Source organism: uncultured Demequina sp. (genome assembly GCF_913055775.1).
Lineage (GTDB): Bacteria > Actinomycetota > Actinomycetes > Actinomycetales > Demequinaceae > Demequina.
The window spans coordinates 1-18,380 of record NZ_CAJXJX010000018.1 but is presented as its reverse complement, the minus strand read 5'-3'; the positions used below and the strand labels follow the sequence as shown (position 1 = coordinate 18,380).

At 69.5% G+C, this 18,380-nt stretch carries 14 protein-coding genes; 11 read left to right on the top strand and 3 right to left on the bottom strand.

Translation table 11 applies throughout. The annotated features are described in order from the left end of the window. Nucleotides 1–31: 31 nt before the first annotated feature. Nucleotides 32–499, bottom strand: a complete 468-nt coding sequence (locus QZ483_RS03230) for a hypothetical protein (RefSeq protein ID WP_297081551.1) — start codon at nucleotides 497–499, stop codon at nucleotides 32–34. Between the two features lie 121 nt (nucleotides 500–620). Then, on the bottom strand, nucleotides 621–1,985 hold the full coding sequence (locus QZ483_RS03225; protein ID WP_297081550.1) for a DUF349 domain-containing protein: 1,365 nt from the start codon (nucleotides 1,983–1,985) through the stop codon (nucleotides 621–623). Between the two features lie 150 nt (nucleotides 1,986–2,135). Here QZ483_RS03225 and hisS point away from each other — a divergent pair, with 150 nt between their 5' ends. The 3 genes from hisS (at nucleotide 2,136) to QZ483_RS03210 (ending at nucleotide 6,826) form a co-directional block, all read left to right on the top strand. Further along, a complete protein-coding gene (hisS, locus tag QZ483_RS03220) occupies nucleotides 2,136–3,506 on the top strand; it encodes a histidine--tRNA ligase (RefSeq protein WP_297081549.1) in 1,371 nt (456 codons plus the stop codon). A gap of 111 nt (nucleotides 3,507–3,617) precedes the next feature. Continuing rightward, nucleotides 3,618–5,387 (top strand): aspartate--tRNA ligase, encoded by a 1,770-nt coding sequence (gene aspS, locus QZ483_RS03215; protein ID WP_297081548.1) that lies wholly within the window; start codon nucleotides 3,618–3,620, stop codon nucleotides 5,385–5,387. Between the two features lie 269 nt (nucleotides 5,388–5,656). Beyond that, nucleotides 5,657–6,826 carry an S-layer homology domain-containing protein gene (locus tag QZ483_RS03210; RefSeq protein WP_297081547.1) on the top strand — a complete coding sequence of 390 codons (1,170 nt, stop codon included), beginning with the start codon at nucleotides 5,657–5,659 and terminating at the stop codon, nucleotides 6,824–6,826. Nucleotides 6,827–6,869: 43 nt separating this feature from the next. On the opposite strand, the gene QZ483_RS03205 is transcribed toward QZ483_RS03210, so the two are convergent. Continuing rightward, nucleotides 6,870–9,191, bottom strand: coding sequence for an MMPL family transporter (locus QZ483_RS03205; RefSeq protein WP_297081546.1), 2,322 nt, complete (start codon nucleotides 9,189–9,191; stop codon nucleotides 6,870–6,872). Nucleotides 9,192–9,250: 59 nt separating this feature from the next. Between QZ483_RS03205 and QZ483_RS03200 the strand changes: the two genes are divergently transcribed. From QZ483_RS03200 to QZ483_RS03165, 8 genes are all read left to right on the top strand, one after another. Next, nucleotides 9,251–10,603, top strand: coding sequence for a replication-associated recombination protein A (locus QZ483_RS03200; RefSeq protein WP_297081545.1), 1,353 nt, complete (start codon nucleotides 9,251–9,253; stop codon nucleotides 10,601–10,603). 36 nt (nucleotides 10,604–10,639) lie between these two features. Further along, entirely contained in the window at nucleotides 10,640–11,023 is a 384-nt protein-coding gene (locus tag QZ483_RS03195) for a hypothetical protein (RefSeq protein ID WP_297081544.1), read from the top strand. 132 nt (nucleotides 11,024–11,155) lie between these two features. After that, nucleotides 11,156–11,782: a 30S ribosomal protein S4 gene (gene rpsD, locus QZ483_RS03190; RefSeq protein WP_297081543.1), complete on the top strand. Its 627-nt coding sequence runs from the start codon at nucleotides 11,156–11,158 to the stop codon at nucleotides 11,780–11,782. 165 nt (nucleotides 11,783–11,947) lie between these two features. Further along, nucleotides 11,948–14,608: an alanine--tRNA ligase gene (gene alaS / locus QZ483_RS03185; RefSeq protein ID WP_297081542.1), complete on the top strand. Its 2,661-nt coding sequence runs from the start codon at nucleotides 11,948–11,950 to the stop codon at nucleotides 14,606–14,608. A gap of 37 nt (nucleotides 14,609–14,645) precedes the next feature. Next, nucleotides 14,646–15,101, top strand: a complete 456-nt coding sequence (gene ruvX, locus QZ483_RS03180) for a Holliday junction resolvase RuvX (RefSeq protein WP_367117079.1) — start codon at nucleotides 14,646–14,648, stop codon at nucleotides 15,099–15,101. Further along, complete coding sequence (gene mltG / locus QZ483_RS03175; protein WP_297081540.1) at nucleotides 15,094–16,242, top strand: endolytic transglycosylase MltG; 1,149 nt, start codon at nucleotides 15,094–15,096, stop codon at nucleotides 16,240–16,242. Before ruvX ends, mltG begins: the two co-directional genes overlap by 8 nt. Nucleotides 16,243–16,249: 7 nt before the next feature. Further along, nucleotides 16,250–17,080, top strand: a complete 831-nt coding sequence (locus QZ483_RS03170) for a shikimate dehydrogenase (protein WP_297081539.1) — start codon at nucleotides 16,250–16,252, stop codon at nucleotides 17,078–17,080. Between the two features lie 114 nt (nucleotides 17,081–17,194). Then, nucleotides 17,195–18,380 (top strand): GspE/PulE family protein (locus QZ483_RS03165; protein WP_297081538.1); only part of this gene is annotated, 1,186 nt, incomplete at its 3' end.

The window sequence follows — 18,380 nt, the reverse complement described above, 5'->3', positions numbered from 1 at the left end:
ATCCCTCCATGGAGCGGGGGAGTCCCGCGCATCAGGCCGCCTCCACCGCGCCGGGTTCGACCAGGCCGAGGCGCACGGCATCGGCGATCACCGGGGCCGCCAGGCTCGCCGGGGCCCACCGGAGCGCATCGGCGACCGCGACGGCCGGACACGCGATCGACGGATGGAGACGGCCATCGAGATCCGCTGGCGCCGCCAGCCCCACCGCATGTCCGATCATCGGCAGCGGGCCGCGACGGGTCCCGAGGCGCCGGCGGGGGTCGTAGCGCACGTGCATCTCGGTGGGTGGGGGTCCTGCGCCCAGCGCCCACAGCGCGGCGAGCCCCGTGACCTGCCCGCCTGCGGGAGTCATCGTGCCCAGCACGTGGCGGCGTATCGGCGGCGAGGCGGGTACGTCAGCGGGCGTGGCGTGGCCGGGAATCACGGTGGCGATGACGCCATCGCGCATCATGCGGCCGAACTCGACGCGTCCCACGTCCCTCGGCGTCACGATCCACATGGCGCGAGTGTCGCAGGTTCCTCGCCAGACGGCCGTGCGCATGCGGCGACCTTGTGGACAGGCCCGTCGCCCCGGCGCTGTGGACGCAGGAGCGCTGCCGGTTCCCGCGCGAGCGATACCGCTACGAGACGACGCCCTGGATCTGCTTGAGCCAAGCCCGGCGTGCGGCGAGCGCCTCCTCCGTCTCCTTGACGCGGCGCTTGTCCTTGGCGGCCTTCGCCACGGCGAGGTCCTCCTCGAGCTCGTCGATCGCCGCCAGCAGCTGAGCCGCGGCGCCGGTGGCACGGGCCTCGAGTTCCGGGTTGCGCGAGTTCCACTCCGCCTCCTCGGCGTCGCGGACAGCGTTCTCGACGGCGCCGATGCGCTTGTTGAGCCGCGCGACGTCACCACGCGGCACCCGTCCCGCCGCCTCGAAGCGGTCCTGCGCCGCGCGCAGCGCCTGCTTGGCTGCGGCCAGGTCCGTGATCGGCAGGATCGCCTCGGCCTCGGCGACAGCGGCCTCCTTGGCCTCGACGTTCCCGGAGAGCGCCTCGTCCTCGGCGTCGGCAGCGGAGCGGCGCGCGTCGAAGAACGCGTCCTGTGCCGTCTGGAACCTCTTCCACAGGGCGTCGTCGACGCTGCGGCGACCGCGCCCGGCACGCTTCCACTCGCCCATGAGGTCGCGAAACGCCCGCGCCGTGCGGTCCCAGTCGGTCGACTCAGCGAGGCGCTCGGCCTGCGCGACGAGGTCCTCCTTGCGGCCGGCGACCGACGCGTTCTCCTTGTCGAGCTCCGCGAAGTGGTGCTTGCGGGCCTTCTCGAAGGCCGAGCGCGACGTGGTGAACCGCTTCCACAGGGACTTCTCGACGTCCTTGGGGATGCGCGCGAGATTGCGCTGCGCGTCCTTCCACTCGTCGAGCAGCGCTCGCAGCTTCGCGGTGTCGTTCTTCCAGTGCACCTGGGACTCGTCTCGAGCCGCGATCTCCTCCGCCTGGCTCACGATCGCCTCGCGAGTCGCGATCGCCTCGTCGCGGGCGACCTTGCGGGCCTCCTGGATGCGCTCCCTCGCCTCGCTCGCCTCCGTGGTGACGTCTTCGAGTCGCGCGCGCAGCGCTGGCAGGTCACCGACGACCTTGGGCTCGGCGAGCGACTGCGCCAGCCCCGCGAGTGCGTCGTCGATGTCCTTGGGGGACAGCTCGGCTGACTCGAGACGGGCGTGGAACCTCTCGACGGAGGCCTTCAGCTCGAAGTACGCCTTCGCGTATGGCGCGATCGGGTCGTCTCCCTGTGCGGGCCCGACCTCGTGGGTCTCGTCCCCGTCCTTGACCGAGACGACCTCGTCCGCGACGGTGCCGAACGCCGCCGCGGCCGCGAGTTCTGCTTCGGAGACGTCCGACGCGACGGGGACCTTCACGGGGTGCGTCGCGTGGGCCGCGATGACGGCCGGGCTCGGTGCCTGGGTGGGCGGTCCGGGCTTGGGGATCGGCTTGGGCTTCGGGGTGGACATCGCGGGGCACCTCTATCACGTCGACGGACGATGCCGGACATCCGTCGGGGCAGGCCTGTCTCTGGGGCCGGCATGGCAACGCCCCCAACAATACCCAGGGACGGCGGTCGGCGTGTGGCCAGGGGCGATGCAGATGGAACAATGGCGCCTATGGCACGCGTGCGACCCCTCTCCGGTTTCCCCGAATGGACCCCTGCCGAGCGCATCGTGGAGGCGTCCGTGCTCGACTCGCTGCGCGAGGTCTTCCAGCTTCATGGGTTCGCGGAGATCGAGACGCGCGCGGTCGAGACGGTTGACCGGCTGGCCGGGAAGTCCGAGGCGGCGAAGGAGATCTACACGCTCGGTCGGCTGAACGCGGAGGAGGGCTCCGAGGCCAAGCTGGGCCTGCACTTCGACCTGACCCTGCCGTTCGCTCGCTACGTCGAGGAGTTCCAGAACGAGCTCGCGTTCCCGTTCCGGCGCTTCCAGATCCAGAAGGTGTGGAGAGGGGAGCGCCCGCAGGAAGGTCGCTACCGCGAGTTCTACCAGGCGGACATCGATGTGGTGGCGCGGCAGACCCTGCCCGCTCACGCCGATGTCGAGGTCGCAGTTGTCATGGCCAGGGCGCTCGCCGCGCTGCCCGTGCCAGGCGTGACGATGCGCGTGAACAACCGGCGCCTGGTCGAGGGCTTCTACCGCGGGGTCGGGATCGGCGACATCGCCGGTGCGCTGCGCAGTGTGGACAAGCTCGACAAGATCGGCCCCGACGGTGTGCGCACCGAGCTCATCGAGCAGGACATCCCCGAGTCCGCGGCCGCAGCGATCCTGGATCTTGCGCAGATCAGCGCTCCGGACGCGGGGTTCGTCGCCGCGGTGGAGGACCTGTGGGCGTCCTCGACGACGGTGCACGATCCCGCCGAGGCGGAGCAGGAGCTGCGCGCAGGACTCGCGGAGCTGGTCGCGCTGGTCGAGGGCGTCAATGCCGCCGTGCCGGGGACCGCGGTCGCCGACCTGCGCATCGCCCGCGGGCTCGACTACTACACCGGATCGGTCTACGAGACCTTCCTGACCGGCCACGAGGATCTGGGTTCCATCTGTTCGGGCGGACGCTACGACTCCCTGGTCGCGGGCGGGGGCTTCCCCGGGGTGGGTATGTCGATCGGCGTCAGCAGGCTCGTGAGCCGGATGCTGGGCGCCGGGCTGGTGCGGGCCTCGCGCCCCGTCCCGACTGCGGTGCTGGTCGCCGTGACCGACGAGGCCTCGCGCGCCACCTCAGTCCGGATCGCCGATGCGCTGCGGGGGCGGCGAATCGCCGCAGAGGTGGCGCCGTCCGCCGCGAAGTTCGGCAAGCAGATCCAGTACGCAGACAAGCGCGGGATCCCCTTCGTGTGGTTCCCCGACGCGGGCTCCGGCGACGCCGAGAGTGAGAGCACCGGCGGAGAGGTGAAGGACATTCGATCGGGTGACCAGACGCCTGCCGACCCGACCTCGTGGGAGCCGCCTGCCGCGGATCTCCACCCGCGCATCGTCCCTGCGGACTGAACGGAACCGCCGCACCCGGCCACCGCATCGGCCCCCCGTCCGCGCCGCTAGAATTGACGGCGACACCCCTATCCGGCGCGCCCGTCTAGCGCGCCCAAGAAAGGCTTGACCGTGCTCCGCACTCACCTCGCAGGAAACCTCCGCGCCACCGACGCCGGATCGACCGTCACTCTCGCCGGATGGGTGGGACGCCGGCGCGATCACGGCGGCGTGGCCTTCATCGATCTGCGCGACGCCTCGGGCTTCGCCCAGGTCGTGATCCGCGAGGAGGTCGCGCACTCGCTGCGCAACGAGTATGTGATCCAGGTGACGGGCGAGGTCCGCGACCGTCCCGCGGGCTCGGCGAACCCCAACCTTCCCAGCGGCGAGATCGAGGTCGTGGTCTCCGACGTGACGATCCTCAACGAGTCCGCGCCCCTGCCCATGCCGGTCGACGAGCACGTCACCGTGGGCGAGGAGGCGCGCCTCAAGCACCGCTACATCGACCTGCGTCGCCCGCAGCCGCGGGCCAACATCGTGCTCCGCTCGCAGGCCAACCAGGCCGCGCGCCGGGTGCTCGACAAGCACGAGTTCCTCGAGATCGAGACCCCGACCTTGACGCGCTCGACGCCCGAAGGCGCACGTGACTTCCTGGTGCCCGCCCGCCTCGCGCCCGGCTCCTGGTACGCCCTGCCGCAGTCGCCGCAGCTGTTCAAGCAGCTGCTCATGGTCGCCGGCATGGAGCGGTACTACCAGATCGCCCGCTGCTACCGCGATGAGGACTTCCGCGCGGACCGTCAGCCCGAGTTCACGCAGCTCGACATCGAGATGAGCTTCGTGGATCAGGACGACGTCATCGCTCTGGGCGAGGAGATCGTCAAGGAGCTGTGGTGGCTCATCGGCGTCGAGATCTCGACGCCCATCCCGCGGATCACGTACGCCGATGCGATGGCGCGGTTCGGCTCGGACAAGCCGGACCTGCGGTTCGGCCTCGAGCTCACCGAGCTGACCGAGTACTTCAAGGACACGCCATTCCGCGTCTTCCAGAACGACTACGTGGGCGCGGTCGTCATGCCGGGCGGAGCGGACCAGCCCCGCCGCACGCTCGACGCGTGGCAGGACTGGGCCAAGCAGCGTGGCGCGCGAGGGCTCGCCTACGTGCTGATCGGCGAGGACGGCGAGCTCACCGGTCCCGTCGCGAAGAACCTCTCCGACGCCGAGCGCGCGGGACTCGCGGCCGCCGTGGGCGCGGAGCCCGGCGACTGCGTGTTCTTCGCCGCAGGCAAGGCGGAGCCTTCGCGAGCACTGCTGGGAGCGGCGCGCCTCGAGATCGGACGCCGCGTGGGCCTGATCGACGAGGACCGCTTCGAGTTCGTGTGGGTCGTGGACGCGCCGCTGTTCAAGGCCGTCGACGCGGACGATGACGACGTCGCCGTGGGCTCGGGCGCCTGGACCGCCGTCCACCATGCCTTCACGTCTCCCAAGCCCGAGTACCTCGAGAACTTCGAGCAGGTGCCGGGAGAGGCACTCGCGTATGCGTACGACATCGTGTGCAACGGCAACGAGATCGGCGGTGGCTCGATCCGTATCCACCGCCAGGACGTGCAGGAGCGCGTGTTCAAGGTCATGGGGATCGGCGAGGAGGAGGCTCAGGAGAAGTTCGGCTTCCTCCTCGAGGCGTTCTCGTTCGGTGCGCCTCCGCACGGCGGCATCGCGTTCGGCTGGGACCGTATCGTCGCGCTGCTGGCCAAGGCGGACTCGATCCGCGACGTCATCGCCTTCCCCAAGTCCGGCGGCGGCTACGACCCGTTGACCGCGGCACCCGCGCCCATCACCGCGGAGCAGCGCGCCGAGGCGGGCGTGGACTTCGTGGCGGAGGACGAGGAACCCGCCGAGGGCTGAGCCGCTGGGCTCATGCGGGTGACCGCGTCGACCGATATCTGAGAGGACGGCGGCGCGCGCGTCGGCGTCTCGCGCCGGGGCGCGCACCAGCGGGTCCCCGGCACGCACGACATGCTCACCGTGGCGTGTGTCACACCTGAGAGGGCCTCAGGGCTTTCTCAGATCGGGCACGTTACCGTGACGTGGAGTCGAGGGCCGGTGACGGTCCTGACGGTCGACGGAGGAGGAACACGATGGCGGGTGCTCAGGTGGCACAGGCATACAGTCCCATGAAGCGAACGATCGTGACGGCGGTCATCGCCCTCGTCACGGCGGTGACGGTGATCCCGGCGAGCGCCGCGCCCTCGCAGGCCGCGAGCCCCGGGTTCCGTGACGTCACGAACCACTACCAGTTCTATCGCGAGATCTCGTGGATGACCGACAAGGGCATCACCACCGGGTACTCCGGCAACTGGTTCCGCCCCGAGTGGGAGGTCTCGCGCGAGGCCTTCGCCGCGTTCCTGTACCGGCTCGCCGGCCGGCCGAACGTCTCGCTCCCGTCGCGCTCCCCGTTCCGGGACGTCCCGACCAACCACCAGTTCTACAAGGAGATCGTCTGGCTCGAGCGCCAGAACATCACCACCGGCTGGTCCGACGGGACGTTCCGCCCTGACCTGGCGATCGACCGCAACGCGATGGCCGCGTTCCTCTACCGTTTCGAGGGGCGACCGAAGTTCACCGCGCCGTCCTCCTCGCCGTTCAAGGACCTGCGCCGCAGCGACCCGTTCTACAAGGAGATCACCTGGCTGCGCAGCAGCGGCATCACCACGGGCTACTCCGACGGCACGTTCCGCCCCTACGCGAGCACGTCGCGAGCCGCGACGGCCGCGTTCCTGTTCCGTGGCTTCGGGAACTCGTCGTACAAGGCGCCCGCGTACGTCGCGCCGCGCTCCCCGTGGAACTCGAGCCTGATCCTGAACAAGGCCCGGTCGCAGGTGGGCTACCGAGAGCCGTCGTGGCGCAATAACAAGTTCAACGACTGGATCGACGGCAACAGCGCGTGGTGCCAGGTCTTTGTGGCGTGGGTCTTCTACGAGGCCGGCTACCCCGAGTACGTGCCCCGCGAGGAGTACTACGACAAGGACTTCTTCCCGTCCAGCGTGCCCTCGAACCATCCGAGCTTCGTGAGCCGTCTGCAGTCGGCCGGCGTCCTGGACTGGAACGTGAGCCTGTCCGATCTCGACCCGGGCGACGTGGTCCTCATCAACTGGGGCACGGGTCAGGGCGTGAGCCACGCCGCGATCGTCCACCGTGTGGACGGCAACGGCGCATGGTTCTACGAGGGCAACACTGCCGCGGCGACTGGTGGGTCGGAGCGGGGCGTCTATCACCGCTGGCGCTCGCTCAGCGTCATCGACGCCGTGTTCTCTCCGCAGGACTACTACGACGCGACGCACTGAGGTTCGCCGGCATCGCACGGGCGGCCTCGCCGGGCCAGCAGCATCAATGCCGCACGGCGAGGCGCCTGTGGAGCCGGCGCAGTGCGCGCGGTGACCACCAGTTCCACTCGCCCAGCAGCGTCATCGTCGCGGGCACCAGAAGCATCCGCACGATGGTGGCGTCGAGGAACACGGCGAAGGCGAGCCCGACTCCGACCTCCTTGACGACGAGCAGCTGGCCGGCGGCGAAGCCCAGGAACACGAGCATCACGACCGCTGCGGCGGACGTGATGATGCGGCCGCTGCGCTGGAGGCCGATACGGACGGCCTCGTCGTTGGGCACCCCGGCGTCGACCAGCTCCTTGATCCGCGCGATGAGGAACACCTCGTAGTCCATCGCCAGGCCGAAGCCGAACGCCAGCACCATCACGAGCACGTATGTCTCGACCCCGCCGGTGGACGTGAAGCCCAGCAGACCCTCGAGGTGCCCCTCGGTGAAGATCCAGCTCAGGACTCCGAGCGCCCCAGCGAGAGACAGGGCGTTGATGATCAGCGTCTTGATCGGGACGAGCAGTGATCCCGTCATGAGGAACATCAGCACGAAGGTTGCGAGGATCACCAGGCCCGCCGCCCATGGCGCGCCCGCGAGCAGCGCGTCCACGAAGTCGACCTGGATCGCCGCCGTGCCGCCCACGAACACGGTGAACGGCGCATCGAGTTCCCTCAGGTCCCTCACCACGGAGGTGGCGGCGGGGGAGCCCTGGTCGTCGATGTCAGTCGAGATGCGCGCGATGGACAGTTCCTGCGCGTCCGCCGGCTCGCCGGTCGGGAGCGTGGGGCCCTCCCCGTCCTCGTCGGTCACGTCGGCGATGGTCTCGGCGGCCGTCGCGCCCGTGACGTGCTCGAGCTCCGACGGCGCGCCACCCAGCCACGCGTCCAGCTCAGCGGGCGTGGCCGCCGCCACGACCGTGACGTCCGGTGCGACCAGCTCGGGGTAGCGGTCGTCGAAGCTGTCGAGGAACTGGCGGCTCCCATTGTCGACGGGGAGGAGCCCCTCCTGCGAGTTGCGCACCTGCAGCGACAGCAGGGGACTCGCGAGCAGCAGCAGCAGCCCGGTGGTCGCGACGACGACCAGCCACGGGCGGCGCTGGACCCTGCGCGCGAGCGTGGAGAACGCGCCCTCGTCACGCGAGACGTCCGAGGTGTGGCGCAGGACGGCGCGCACTCCGGGTATCCGGTCGAGGATGGAGGGCCGGGCGAGCCGATGGCCGTAGAGGTAGATGACGGCCGGAACCAGGGACAGCGCGGTGAGCAGCGCCATGACGACCACGCCCAGGGCTGCACCGCCGATGCCGCGGATGATCTCCGCGTCGAAGATCAGCATGCCGCCCACGGAGATCGCGACGGTGATCGAGCTGAAGAAGACGGTGCGGCCCGCGGTCGTCATCGTGGTCTCGAGTGCGGCCGCGCGCACGTCGTGATCGCCGCTATCGTGGTGCGCGAAGAGCTCCTCGCGATACCGCGACACGATGAGCAGCCCGTAGTCGATCGACAGGCCGATGCCCAGGACGGTGACCACGTTGATCGCAGACTGGTCCAGGTCCACGAGGTAGCTGAAGCCGAACAGGACGGCCATGCCGCCGGCGATCGACGCGAAGGCGCCGATCATGGGTGCGCTGGCGGCGAGGAAGCCGCCGAACACGAGCACCATCACGACCAGCGCCACGGGCAGAGCGATCGCCTCGCCAGTGATCAGGTCCTGCTCGATCTGGTGGTCGAAGTCCTCGAACAGCATGGGGTCGGAGAACGCGCGCACCTCCGCGTCGAGGCCGGCGTCAGCGAGCGACTGCTCGACCAGATCGACCACGCTCCGGTGCTCCGCGGAAGTATCGCCGTCGATGGGCGCGTAGTCGATCGAGAGCAGCATCCCGTCGCCATCGGCGGCGATGAACGCCGCGACCGGCTCGCCGCTTCCCGCCTGTGCCGCGGGGCTGCTCATCAGGTCGCCGTACCGGTAGGGATCGAAGGCCGCGCCGGGCACCACGCCGTACGGAGACATCACGGCGGCGACGTCGGGCCGGGCGGCGATCTCCTCGGCGAGAACCGCGATGCCGACGGCGACCTCCGTGCTCAGCGGGTCGACGCCTTCGATGTCGATCGACAGCGTGGGCCCCTCGTCCTCGGGCGCGCTGAGCTCGACCAGTTCGTAGACGAAGGTGCTGTCCGCTCCTTCGACGGTGGGCACACCGGTGGCGGTGCGCTCGAACAGGTTGCCGTCGCCGACGCCGACCATCGCCAGCCCGAGGAAGCCGAGGGCCGCGATGACCCAGCCGATCACCACGGCGATGGGATGGCCCGAGGTCAGCCGTGCGAGCGACGCGAACATGGGTCCCATCGTAGGGACGGCGTGATCCCGGGGTCGGATGATGCGCCTACGCTGATCGCATGGACCTGTTCGAGTCGACCGAGCGCAGCTCCACGGGCGTGCCCGAGCCCGGTGCGAACGCGCCACTGGCCGTGCGCATGCGCCCGCGCGCCCTCGACGACGTGGTGGGCCAGTCGCACCTGCTCACGGAGGGATCGCCGCTGCGCAGGCTCGTGGGCGAGGACGCGCCCGCGACCTCGGTCGTGCTCTGGGGACCTCCGGGAACCGGAAAGACTACCTTGGCCTATTTGGTCGCCGGCTCACGGCGCTTCGTCGAGCTGTCAGCGGTCACCGCGGGCATCAAGGACGTGCGCGGCGTCATCGACGACTCCCGCAGGCGCATCGCGACCGGCGAGCGCGAGACCGTGCTGTTCGTCGACGAGATCCATCGCTTCACGCGCACCCAGCAGGACGCGCTGCTGCCGGCCGTGGAGAACAGGTGGGTGACGCTCATCGGCGCGACCACCGAGAACCCGAGCTTCTCGGTGGTGGGCCCGTTGCTGTCGCGATCGCTGCTGCTGACGCTGCAGCCCCTCGCGACGGAGGATCTGGGGGCGCTCGTGGACCGGGCGGTCGGCAGCGACCACGGGCTCGATGGCAGGGTGACATTGGCGCCCGAGGCCCGCGAGCACATCCTGAGGGTGGCGGGGGCCGATGCGCGCAAGGCTCTGACACTGCTCGAGGCGGTGGCGGATGCCGCGCTGGGCGCCGGGCCAGGCGACGGCGGCGAGCTCCCCGTGATCACGGGCGAGCTCACCGAGCGCACGATGGATGCGGCGCTGGTGGCGTACGACAAGTCCGGAGACCAGCACTACGACGTCATCAGCGCTTTCATCAAGTCGGTGCGAGGGTCGGACGTCGACGCCGCGCTGCACTACCTGGCACGCATGGTCGTGGCGGGGGAGGACCCGCGCTTCATTGCGAGGCGGCTGGTCATCCTCGCCGCGGAGGACGTGGGTCTGGCCGATCCGCAGGGGCTCGTGATCGCGCAGGCCGCGGCGGACGCCGTGAGCTTCATCGGCATGCCGGAGGGACGCATCCCGTTGGCCGAGGCGACCGCGTACCTCGCCACCGCCCCCAAGTCGAACAAGGCGTACCGAGCCATCGATGCCGCCATCGCGGACGTGCGCGCGGGCCGGGCCGGGGTGGTGCCGCAGCACCTCCGCGACGCGCACTACTCCGGTGCCGAGCGGATCGGGCACGGCGACGGCTACCGCTACTCGCACGACGAGCCGGGAGGCGTCGCGGCACAGGAGTACCTGCCGGAATCCCTGCGAGGGAGCCGCTACTACCGGCCCACGGAATTCGGCTTCGAGCGGACCCTGTCCGAACGCCTCACCCGCATCCGCGACATGCTGGGTCGCACGGACTAGCGACCCGCGTCGGTCGTCTCTACCAAGGGAGCAGCCATGGCCACTGCCGCCGCGATCGTCTTCACGGTGCTCATCGCCGCGCTGGCGGTGTTCCAGATAGCGCTCGCCGCGGGAGCGCCGCTCGGGCGCTTGGCCTTCGGCGGCCAGCACGAAGGTGCGTTGCCCACGAAGCTCCGTGTCGCATCGGCCCTCGCCGTGGCCGTCTACGCCTTCATGGCGATCATCGTGCTCGACACGGCGGGCCTCACCGATACCCTGGGCGACGGATTCCAGGGCATCGCCATCTGGGTGCTGGTCGCGTTCCTCGCGCTCAACACGATCCCCAATGCGATCAGCAGGTCGCGCGGGGAGCGCTTCACCATGACGCCCGTCCTCATCGTGCTCACGGCGTGCGCGCTGGTGGTCGCATTGCAGTCCTAGGCCTTCCGGACATCGACGGCGAGACCTGGTAGCATAGTTCAGCCCTCGCGGACGGTTGGCTGCTGTCGCCGCGACATCTCAAGAATTCAGGCGTGCTGACGCGCGCTTTGAGTACAGGCATAAGGAATCACATTGACTTCAGTTCAGAAGGCACGCCGCCAGGTGCGGCTGTCCCGCGCCCTGGGCCTCGCGCTGACGCCCAAGGCCGTCAAGCACTTCGAGAAGCGTCCCTACCCTCCGGGCGAGCACGGTCGTACCGCGCGTCGCAAGGAGAGCGACTACGCCGTTCGTCTGCGCGAGAAGCAGCGTCTTCGCGCGCAGTACGGCCTGCGCGAGAAGCAGATGACCCGCGTCTTCGAGGAGGCCCGCAAGGAGTCGGGTCTGACCGGTGAGGCGTTCGTCGAGCTGCTCGAGATGCGTCTCGACGCGCTCGTGCTGCGTTCGGGCTTCGCCCGCACCATCCTTCAGGCGCGCCAGGCGGTCCTGCACCGTCACATCCTGGTGGACGGCCAGATCGTCGACCGCCCCTCGTTCCGCGTGAAGCCCGGCCAGACCATCCAGGTCAAGCCCAAGGCCGTCACGATGGAGCCCTACATGGCCGCCGCCGCCGGCGCGCACCGCGACGTGCTGCCTGAGGTCCCGGACTACCTGGACGTGAAGCTCGAGAAGCTCTCCGCTCAGCTGGTTCGTCGTCCCAAGCGCGCCGAGGTCCCCGTGACCTGCGAGGTGCAGCTGGTCGTCGAGTTCTACGCCCGCTAGGCGCACGACCTACTAGGCTCTGAGGAGCCGTTCAGACGACGGCCGCCGGGCCTCTGGATCAGTCCAGGGCCCGGCGGCGTTGTCTTACACAGGGGGCGGCGCGGCAGGACTGCCGCGCCGCGAGCACAGCACGAGCACTGTGGAGCAGTGCCAGGAGGAGAGCCGATGCGCACCGCCGAGATCAGCAAGCGTTGGGTTGACTATTTCGCGTCCAAGGACCACCACATCCAGCCCAGTGCGTCCCTGGTCTCCCCGGACCCGAGCCTGTTGTTCACCGTCGCGGGCATGGTCCCCTTCATCCCGTACATCATCGGCACCGAGCAGTCGCCGCACCCCCGCATCGCCTCGGTCCAGAAGTGCATCCGCACCAAGGACATCGAGGAGGTCGGCAAGACCACCCGCCACGGCACGTTCTTCCAGATGCTGGGCAACTTCTCGTTCGGCGACTACTTCAAGGAAGGCGCGATCGACTTCGCGTGGGAGCTGCTCACCGGCTCCGAGGAGGACGGCAAGTACGGCCTCGACCCCGAGCGCCTGTGGGTGACCACGTGGAAGGAGGACCACGAGGCGCATGCCGCGCTGCGCAGCATCGGCGTGCCGGACGAGCATGTGGTCCACCTGGAGCGCGAGGAGAACTTCTGGGACACCGGCCAGCCGGGTCCGGCCGGCCCGTGCGCCGAGTGGCACTACGACCGCGGCCCCGAGTTCGGCCCCGACGCCGTGGGCGGCACCGTGGACCCCGGTGGCGACCGCTATCTCGAGATCTGGAACCTGGTGTTCGACCAGTACCTACGAGGCCCCGGCGACGGCAAGGACTACCCGCTCATCAAGGAGCTCGACCAGAAGGCGATCGACACGGGCGCCGGTCTCGAGCGCATCGCGTACCTCAAGCAGGGCGTGGGCAACATGTACGAGATCGACGAGGTCTTCCCAGTCATCCAGATGGCTGCGGAGCTGTCCGGCAAGCGGTACAAGACCGACGAGACCGATGACGTCCGACTGCGCGTCATCGCGGACCACGTGAGAAGCGCCATGATGCTCATCCATGACGGTGTGGTGCCAGGAAATGAGGGCCGCGGCTACGTGCTGCGTCGCCTGCTGCGCCGCACTGTCCGCGCGATGCGCCTGCTCGACGTCCAGGACCCCAGCCTCGTCACGCTCATCGACACGAGCTACGGCGCCATGAACGCCTCGTACCCCGAGCTCGACTCGAGCATCGAGCGCATCAAGAACGTCGCCGGCACGGAGGAGGATGCGTTCCGCCGCACCCTCACCAAGGGCACGACCATCCTCGACACCGCGGTGGCCACCGCGAAGTCCGAGGGCAAGAAGTCGATCACCGGCGAGACCGCGTTCCGTCTGCACGACGAGTCGGGCTTCCCGATCGACCTCACCCTCGAGATGGCCGCGGAGCAGGGCCTCACCGTGGACGAGGAGGGCTTCCGTTCGCTCATGGCCGAGCAGAAGGAGAGGGCGAGGGCCGATGCGAAGGCCAAGAAGGGCGGTCACGCGGATGTCAGCGTGTATCAGGCTCTCGAGCCCACGGTCTTCCGGGGCTACGACGAGCTGACGCTCGGCACCACCGTCGCGGCGGTGATCAGGGACGGTCAGAGCGTCCCCGTCGCCCACGCGGGCGACCAGGTCGAGATCATTCTCGCCGAGACCCCGTTCTACGCCGAGTCGGGCGGCCAGGATGCTGACACCGGCGTGATCCGCGGCGCCCACGCGACCCTGAACGTGCTCGACGTCCAGAAGCCGGTCGCGGACGTGATCGTCCACACCGTCACGGTCGAGGAGGGCGAGGTCGCGGCAGGAGACCAGGTCTCCGCGGAGGTCGATGCCGTCAACCGGCGACTGGCGTCGAAGGCGCACTCTGCGACGCACCTCATTCACGCCGCTCTGCACGAGGTGCTGGGCGAGGACGCGACGCAGGCCGGCTCGTACAACAAGCCCGGCTACATGCGCCTGGACTTTGCGTGGCGTCAGGGCATCTCGATGATGGCGCGCGAGGAGATCGAGGGCATCGCCAACCGCGCGATCCGCGAAGAGCTGCCTGTGGGCACCACGGTGATGAGCCTGGACGAGGCCAGGTCGCTGGGCGCGATGGCGCTGTTCGGCGAGAAGTATGGCGACCGTGTGCGCGTGGTCGAGATCGGCGGACCCTTCTCGCGCGAGCTGTGCGCCGGCACCCACGTCGACAACTCGAGCCAGATCGGCCTGCTGTCCGTGACGGGCGAGGGTTCCGTGGGCTCCGGCGCCCGACGCATCGAGGCGCTCGTCGGGGCCGATGCCTTCTCCAACCTGGCGGCCGAGCGTACCATCGTGCACGAGCTCACCACCACGCTCAAGGCGCGCCCGGAGGAGCTGTCCGACCGCATCGGCGCTCTGCTGTCGCGCCTCAGCGACGCGGAGAAGAAGCTCGCGCAGTACCGCCAGCAGGCGATGCAGCAGGTCGCCGCGCAGCTCGTGGAGACCGTGAGCGAGATCGCTGGCGTCCGCGTGGTCGCGCACGAGTCTGTCAACGCGGCGGACGGAGACGACCTGCGCACGCTCGTGACGGATGTCCGCACTCGCCTGGGTGACGCGGCGCCGGCAGTCGTGGCCGCATCGGCCGCCTTCGATGGCCGCCCCCAGATCGTGATCGCCACCAACCAGGGTGCCCGCGACGCGGGCCTGCGCGCCGGTGACCTCGTCAAGGTGGCCGCCGGCGTGCTGGGCGGCGGCGGCGGCGGCAAGCCCGACATGGCCCAGGGCGGCGGTCAGGACCCGACGCGCATCGGCGCGGCGCTGGAGGCCGTCGTGACGGCCGTGCGTGACCGAGGCTAGGCGCGGCCGGGTAGGGAAGTAGGCAATGGAGCGAGGCGTGCGCCTGGGCGTCGATGTGGGCACCGTCCGCATCGGGGTCGCGGCCAGCGACCCCGATGGCCTCATTGCCTTCCCGGTCGCCACGGTGCAGCGGGGCGAGGGAGATGTCGCCGAGGTCGCCGCGCTGGCGCACGAGCGTCAGGCCGCGCGGATCTTCGTGGGCCTGCCGCGCAAGCTGTCCGGGAAGGACGGCGACTCGGTCGCGATGGCGCAGGAGTTCGCGTCCGCGCTGTCGGAACGATGCGATGCGGTGGTTCGTTTGGTGGACGAGCGGTTCTCCACCGCGTCCGCGCAGCATGCCATGAGACAGGCCGGCCGCACCGCCAAGCAGCAACGGCAGGTGATCGACCAGGCGGCAGCGGTCGTGATCCTGGAGACCGCATTGGACATTGAACGACAGGGCAATCTCGATAGGGTGACCTACGAGCCCATCCTCAAGGGGAATGATGACTGATCTTTTCGAGGTCGAGGCGACCACGACGACGTCGCTCGACATGCGACGCCTGCAGCGCCAGAAGCGCCGTGCGACCCGCCGCAAGTGGACCCTCGTGGTGTCCGCTGTCGCGTTGGTCCTGTTCGCGGTCGGCGGTTCGATCGCGTGGAACTTCGTGCAGTCCTTCGAATCCGCGGAGAGCGCCGTGGCAGCGGACTACGAGGGCGCGGGCCAGGGCGTCGTGCAGGTGGTCGTCGAGCAGGGTGACACCGGCGCGGACATCGCCCAGACGCTCTACGACGCGGGCGTCGTCGCGTCGACCGAGGCCTTCGTGATCGAGGCGCGGAACAACCCCGAGTCTGCGGGCATCACCCCGGGCTACTACTACATGCAGCGCGAGATGAAGGCGGAGTACGCGCTGCTCGCGCTGCTCGACCCGGGCAACCGCAACGAGCTGTCGATCACGATTCCCGAGGGCAAGACCCTCGACTACTACTTCCAGGCGATCGCGAACCTGACGAACGCCACCTACGAGGACGTCGAGGCGGCGGCGGAGAACGCCGAGGCGCTGGGCCTGCCCGAGGAGGCCGGCGGCAACCTCGAGGGCTGGCTGTTCCCGCTGACCTACACGTTCAACCCGGACGTGCAGCCGGCGGACGTGCTCGCCGAGATGATCTCGCAGACCATCACCGTTCTCGAGCGCAACGACGTTCCGCAGAGCGAGTGGGAGGAGACGCTCACGATCGCGTCGCTGATCGAGCGCGAGGCGCGCCTGGACGACGACCGGCCGATGATCTCCGGCGTGATCCACAACCGCCTCGACATCGACATGGCGCTCGAGCTCGACTCGACGGTGAAGTACCTCAACCCCACCGAGGGCGTCTTCACGACCGACGAGGATCGCGCGATCGACTCGGAGTACAACACCTACAAGTACCCGGGCCTGCCCCCGGGTCCCATCGCCGCGCCGGGAGAGGCCTCGATCCAGGCCGCGGTCAACCCTGCCGAGCACGACTTCCTGTTCTTCGTCACGGTCAACACCGACACGGGCGAGACGCTCTACGCGGAGACCTTCGCCGAGCACCAGGAGAACGTCGCGGTGATGCAGGCGTGGTTCCGGGAGCGCGCCGAGGCGGAGGAGTCCGCCGCAGAGGACGGCTGACGCGCGGATGGGGGCTGACCGTCGGGCCGGAGTGCTCGGCCACCCCATCGCGCACTCGCTGTCTCCGGTGCTGCACCGAGCGGCGTATCGGGAGCTGGGGCTCGACTGGGAGTACGACGCGTACGACGTGGCCGAGGGCGACCTGCCGGCGTTCGTCGACGCGCTCGACCCCGCGTGGGCCGGGCTGAGCCTGACGATGCCGCTCAAGGTCGCGGCCATGCCGCTCGTCGACTTCATCGAGCCGATGGCGAAGCTCGTGGGCGCGATCAACACCGTGGTCGTCCAGCCCGTCACCGGCCACCTTCAGCTCGTGGGCGCCAACACGGATGTGCACGGCGTGGTGATGGCGCTGGCTGAGGGCGGGGTGCACCGCGCCGAGCGCGGAGTGATCCTGGGCGGCGGGGCGACCGCGACGTCCGCCCTCGCCGCGTTGGGGCGCATCGGCGTGACGCGGCCCGCCGTCGTGGTCCGCAATCGCGCCCGGGCGGGCGGTCTGCTGCGTGCCGCCACCAAGATGGGCGTCGAGCCGCGCTTCTTCGGCCTCGAGCAGGCTCCCGAGCTGTTCGCCGATGCGCAGGCCGTGGTGTCCACGGTGCCGGCGGATGCCGGCGCGACCCTCGCATCGGCCCTCACCACGGCGCCCTTGGGCGCGGTGCTGCTCGATGCGGTGTACTCGCCGCTCGACACGCCCCTGGGAATGGCGTGGGAGCGCGCGGGCGGCACTTTCGTGCGTGGCCCCCGCATGCTGCTGCATCAGGCGGCCGAGCAGGTGCGCCTGATGACGGGACGCGACGCCCCTGTGGAGGCGATGGCGCGCGCCCTCGAGCGGGCGCTCTGAGACCGCGCCAAGACTGCGAGTGATATGTATCACTCGTGTAGTTCATCCCCGCTGACTCGGTGCTAGGTTCTCGGACCAAGCGGACATGTACTGAGGGACAGTGAGGGGTCGCACGTGAAGCAGCTCGGCTCGATCCTGCTCGAGGATGGCGTGCTCACGGAAGAGCAGCTGCTCGACGCCATCGACGAGCAGCAGGAGCGCGGCCAGACGTTGGGTCGCACTCTCGTGGAGCTCGGCATGATCTCCGAGGGCCAGCTCGTGCGCGCGCTCGCGTCCCAGGTGGGCATGGAGTTCGTGGAACTCGCCGAGTACCCCGTGGACCGCGCGGCCGTGTCGCTCGTCTCGGGGGCCGTGTGTCGCCGTCACGCCGCGCTGCCCATCGGCCTCGACAACGGCGTGGTGCGCGTCGCGATGTCCAACCCGGGCAACGTGGTCGCCGTCGACGACTTCCGGACCATGACCGGCCTGCAGGTGGTCCCTGTGGTCGCCTCCCACGACGACCTGATGCAGGCGATCGAGCGCCACTGCCGTTCCGACGCGGAGCTCGAGAACCTCCAGGGCGACCTCGTGGAGGACGAGGGCCCGGACCTGTCGGGCCTGAACCAGGCGCTCGAGGACGACGCGCCGATCGTGCGCTTCGTCAACCTGCTCATCACGCAGGCGATCTCCGACCGCGCCTCGGACATCCACCTTGAGCCGGGCGAGAACGACATGCGCATCCGGTACCGCATCGACGGCGTGCTGCACGAGACCCAGAAGGCGCCCAAGAACACGCAGAACGGCGTGATCTCGCGCATCAAGATCATGAGCGACATCGACATCGCGGAGAAGCGCAAGCCGCAGGACGGCCGCCTGTCCGTGAACCACAACGGCAAGAAGGTCGACCTCCGAGTCGCCACGCTGCCGACGGTGTGGGGCGAGAAGGTCGTCATGCGTATCCTCGACAACTCGACCGCGACCATGGCGCTTGACGACCTGGGCCTGCGCGACGAGAACTACGCGATCTACCGCCGCTCCTTCACGAAGCCCTACGGCATGATCCTGGTCACCGGCCCCACCGGTTCCGGCAAGTCGACCACGCTGTATGCGACGCTCAACCAGATCACCCGGCCCGAGATCAACGTCATCACGGTCGAGGACCCGGTCGAGTACCGGGTGGCCGGCATCAACCAGGTGCAGGTCAACCCGAAGGCGGGACTGACCTTCGCCGCGGCGCTGCGGTCGATCCTGCGTGCCGACCCCGACGTGGTGCTCGTGGGTGAGATCCGTGACCACGAGACGGCCCAGATCGCCATCGAGG